Genomic DNA, 4,317 nt, shown 5'->3' with positions numbered 1-4,317 from the left:
CAACGCATTCTCCAAGGCACTTGCGCAGCAGCTCGCACCGAAGGGGATACGGGTCAACGTCGTCGCACCTGGCCCGATTTGGACCCCACTTCAGACGGCGGGCGGCCAGCCGCCCGAGGCCCTGCCGGAGTTCGGCGAGCAGACCCCGCTCGGTCGCCCCGGCCAGCCCGCAGAACTCGCACCCGCCTATGTGTTCCTGGCGTCCGGTGAGTCGAGCTACGTCGTCGGAGAGACGCTCAACGTCAACGGAGGGTCGCCGACGCCGTAGGGATCACCGCGACGCCATCCACCGATCGGTTGATGCCGGATTCAGCCGGATCACCGCTACCGATGCAGGCCAGGCGCGGGCACGCTGGAAGCATGAACCAGTCCACCCCAGCCTCAGGCAACATCGTCGAGGTCGAGAACCTCGGCAAGCACTACGGCGGCCTCGCCGCTGTCGCCGACGTGAGCTTCGACATCCGCCGAGGTGAGACGTTCGCCCTCCTCGGCCCGAACGGTGCAGGCAAGTCCACCACGATCGAAATCCTCGAGGGCTACCGCGACCGCACCAGCGGAACCGTGCGGGTGCTCGGCGTCGACCCGCAGAAAGGAGACATCGCCTGGAAGGCTCAGCTCGGCATCGTGCTGCAGTCCAGCGCGGAAGCAGCGCACGTCACCGTTCGGGAACAGGTCGAACAGTTCGCCGCCTACTACGACCGCCCGCGCGACGTGGATGAGGTCATCGCTGCCGTCGGCCTCACCGAGAAGTCGAGAACACGCATCGGCAAACTGTCCGGTGGGCAGCGTCGGCGCGTCGACGTCGCCCTCGGTGTGATCGGGCGACCGCAGCTGCTGTTCCTCGATGAACCCACGACCGGATTCGACCCGGAGGCCCGGCGCCAGTTCTGGCAGCTCATCCGCTCGCTCAAGGCCGACGGGACGAGCATTCTCCTCACCACCCACTACCTGGACGAGGCCGCCCACCTCGCCGACCGCGTCGCCGTGATCGCCGACGGCAGGCTGGTCGAGATCGGTCCAGTCGATGCCATCGGCGGCGCTGAGGCCCGGATCCCTGTCGTGCGCTGGCGCGACGGGGCCGGTCTCCACGAGGAACGCACTCTCGAACCCGCTGCCTTCGCCGGCCGGCTGTTCGCGGCCACGAATGGTGAGCCGCGCGACCTCGAGATCCTCCGGCCGAGCCTTGAGGACGTGTACCTCGGGCTCGTCGCCGCTGCCGGCCGTCTTCCTACTTCCGCCGCTGAAACCACAGGAGAAACAGCGCATGTCTGAGCAGACCGTCGCCAGGCCAGCCGTCTCGACAGGCATCCCCGCCCTCTCACGCGGACGGGGCATCCGCCTCGGTCTGAAGCGCATCGGCTATGAGGTCCGGGTCTACTTCCGGGTCGGTGACCAGGTCTTCTTCACCTTCCTCTTTCCCGTCGTCATGCTCTCGATTTTCGCGACCGCGTTCTCGACGAGCGGCAACGTCGGCACGAATCCCGACGGCAGCGGGGGGATCAGCCAGGGCGCGTACTTCTTGCCTGGGATGGTCGCCGCCGGCATCCTGCTCTCCGGCGTCCAGAACCTCGCTACCGACATCGCCATGGAAAAGAGCGACGGCACTCTGAAACGGCTGGGCGGCTCGCCGCTGCCGGTGATCAGCTACTTCCTCGGCAAGATGGGTCAGGTCTTTGTGACCTCGCTCGCCCAGCTGGCGCTGCTCCTCGTCGTCGCGCGAGTGCTGTTCTCTATCGAGCTGCCGACCGAGCCGGAGAAGTGGCTGACCTTCGCCTGGCTCTACCTGCTTGGCATTGTCACCTCGGCAGTGCTCGGCATCGCCCTGTCTTCGGTTCCGCGGTCAGGCAAGAGTGCGACGGCCGTGGTCATCCCGATCGTGCTCGTGCTGCAGTTCATTTCGGGGGTCTACCTCATGTTCACGATGCTTCCGGAGTGGCTGCAGAACATCGCGAGCCTGTTCCCGCTCAAGTGGCTGGCGCAGGGCATGCGGTCGGTGTTCCTGCCGGAGAGCTTCGCCACCCTCGAGCGGACCGGCGCCTGGGATCTCGACGTGGTCGCGGTCAACCTGCTCATCTGGTGCATCGTGGGGCTCGTGCTCTGCCGGGTCACCTTCCGCTGGATCCGTAAGGACAGCTGACGGCAGCCCTCGGACAGCTCCGCGACCGAAATACGAGAGAGTAGTTCCGTGACCAGTCCGAAGTGGTGGGATATCGCCGTCGCGGCGACCGTCGCGATCGTCGGAATCACGACAGCGATGGCCGGCGACGGGCTCGACCGGTGGGCCGCCTGGATCGCGCTCGCCCTGCTCGGTGCCGTCTACTACGGGTTCGGCCGGCGGCTCGTCAGCGTCGGAAACCGCGACCCGCGGCCGAGCTCGATGGCGCCGAGCGTCACCTTGCAGGTGGTCCTCAGCCTCATCCTCGCCATGGGCGCAGCATTCCAGCCGAACATCGTCACCGCACAGGTCATCGTCTTCCCGCTGCTCTGGGTGGTGTCGCTGACCACGAAGCAGGCCATCCTCGCCAACATCGGAGCTGCCGCTGTCATCACGGTCGGCTTTATCGTTGGCCTCGACGACGGCGCCGAGGGAGTTGTCGAGAGCCTTTTCGTCGGGGGCCTCTCACTCGGCTTCAGCCTCGCTCTCGGCCTCTGGATCACGAACATCGCCGAGTACGGCGAGGAACGCCAACGATTGCTCGATGACCTCCAACGGGCTCAAGGAGAACTCGAACTGATGAGCCGGGATGCCGGCGCAACCGCCGAGCGGGAACGCATCGCCCGCGAAATCCACGACACCATCGCGCAGAGCCTCACGAGCGTCGTCATGCTCGCCCAGCGCGCCGGGCTCGAGCAGCCGACCGCGGACTCCACGCTCGAGCTGATCGAATCCACGGCACGCGAAGCACTCAGCGAAGCCCGCTCCCTCGTAGCTGCGAACGCCGGCCTGCCGCACCGCGACGCGTCCCTCGCCGACACCCTCGCGAGACTCGGCGAGCGCTTCTCCCGCGAGACCGGGGTCACCGTGACAACGGTCGCGCCGCTCACCGAGCTGCCCCGCGACCTCGAGGTCGTGCTGCTGCGGTGCGCCCAGGAGGGACTCGCGAACGTGCGGAAACATGCAAACGCGCGCGGGGCATCCGTCACCGTCGTCCAGTCGCCCGACGGCGTCAGCCTCCGCGTCACCGACGACGGCCGCGGGCTCGGCGGCTTCCAGCCCGGTGACGAACGCGGTTTCGGGCTCAGCGGCATGCGTGACAGGGTCGGCCTGGTCGGCGGCACGTTGACCGTAGCGGATGCCGCCACCGGGCACGGAACGGAACTCACCGTCGACATTCCCCTCGAGAAGGACGCAGCATCGTGACCGTTCAGCCCATCCGAGTGATTGTCGCGGACGACCACCCGATCGTTCGATCCGGGATCGCAGCGCTGCTCTCCCTCGCCGACGACATCGACGTGGTGGCCGAGGCGGCGAACGGGGCAGACGCCGTCGCGCTTGCCCAGGAACATCGGCCAGACATCGTGCTCATGGACCTCCGCATGCCGGTTCTCGACGGTCCCGAGTTCGACGGCGCAGCGGCGACCGCCCGCATCATCGAAACGGTGCCAGGCACCCGGGTGCTCATCCTGACCACCTATGAGACCGATGATCACATCCTCGGCGCGATCGAAGCCGGCGCGAGCGGATACCTACTCAAGGCCGCGCCCCAGGAGGAGATTCTCGCCGGGGTGCGGAGCGTCGTCGGCGGACAGACGGTGCTCGCCCCCGCGATCGCTGCGAAGCTCGTCGCCCGGATGCGCTCGGACGCGCTGCCCGCCCGGCCGAAGCTCAGCGCGAGGGAACTCGACGTGCTGCGGCTGGTTGCCGCCGGCAACAGCAACGCCTCGGTCGCCGCCCGCCTGTTCATCAGCGAGGCCACAGTGAAGACGCACCTGCTGCACGTGTTCGAGAAGCTCGGCGTGTCTGACCGCACCCGTGCCGTAACCCTTGCGCTCGAGCTCGGCCTGCTCTGAGCAGCGAACGCTGGCTAGCATGAGTCATGCGCGTACTCGAGTTCCGTGAGCCCATCGAGACCGAGCGGCTGATCCTGCGGCTCGAGACGGATGCTGACATCGACGCCGTGCACTCGTGGCAGTCACGAGCGGATGTCTGCCAGTACCTTCTCTACGAACCGCGCGATCGCCAGACGGTCGCGGCGAAGATCGCCCAGGAGTCGCAACGCACCCGGCTCGAGGCGAACGGCGATTACCTGCAACTCGCCGTCGAACGACGGAGCGACGGCCGCGTCATCGGCCAGATGTACTTCACCGTCGACAACG

Annotated in this window: 6 protein-coding genes; all 6 read left to right on the top strand. The window is 67.3% G+C overall.

Annotated elements, in window-relative coordinates:
• Nucleotides 1-268, top strand: a 268-nt coding sequence (locus JWP90_RS10810; RefSeq protein ID WP_297363765.1) for an SDR family oxidoreductase, incomplete at its 5' end; no start/stop codon positions are given.
• 92 nt (nt 269-360) lie between these two features.
• Entirely contained in the window at nt 361-1,272 is a 912-nt protein-coding gene (locus tag JWP90_RS10805) for an ABC transporter ATP-binding protein (protein ID WP_297363762.1), read from the top strand.
• On the top strand, nt 1,265-2,137 hold the full coding sequence (locus JWP90_RS10800; protein ID WP_297363760.1) for an ABC transporter permease: 873 nt from the start codon (nt 1,265-1,267) through the stop codon (nt 2,135-2,137). The genes JWP90_RS10805 and JWP90_RS10800 overlap by 8 nt, the downstream gene beginning before the upstream one ends.
• 48 nt (nt 2,138-2,185) lie before the next feature.
• On the top strand, nt 2,186-3,361 hold the full coding sequence (locus tag JWP90_RS10795; protein ID WP_297363757.1) for a sensor histidine kinase: 1,176 nt from the start codon (nt 2,186-2,188) through the stop codon (nt 3,359-3,361).
• Nucleotides 3,358-4,011 (top strand): response regulator transcription factor, encoded by a 654-nt coding sequence (locus tag JWP90_RS10790; RefSeq protein WP_297363753.1) that lies wholly within the window; start codon nt 3,358-3,360, stop codon nt 4,009-4,011. The genes JWP90_RS10795 and JWP90_RS10790 overlap by 4 nt, the downstream gene beginning before the upstream one ends.
• 26 nt (nt 4,012-4,037) lie before the next feature.
• Nucleotides 4,038-4,317 (top strand): GNAT family N-acetyltransferase (locus JWP90_RS10785; RefSeq protein ID WP_297363750.1); only part of this gene is annotated, 280 nt, incomplete at its 3' end.

Source organism: Mycetocola sp. (assembly GCF_025464835.1).
Taxonomy (GTDB): Bacteria; Actinomycetota; Actinomycetes; order Actinomycetales; family Microbacteriaceae; genus Mycetocola_A.
Note: the sequence above shows the minus strand (reverse complement) of the source record. Positions and strands in the feature narration are given on the sequence as shown.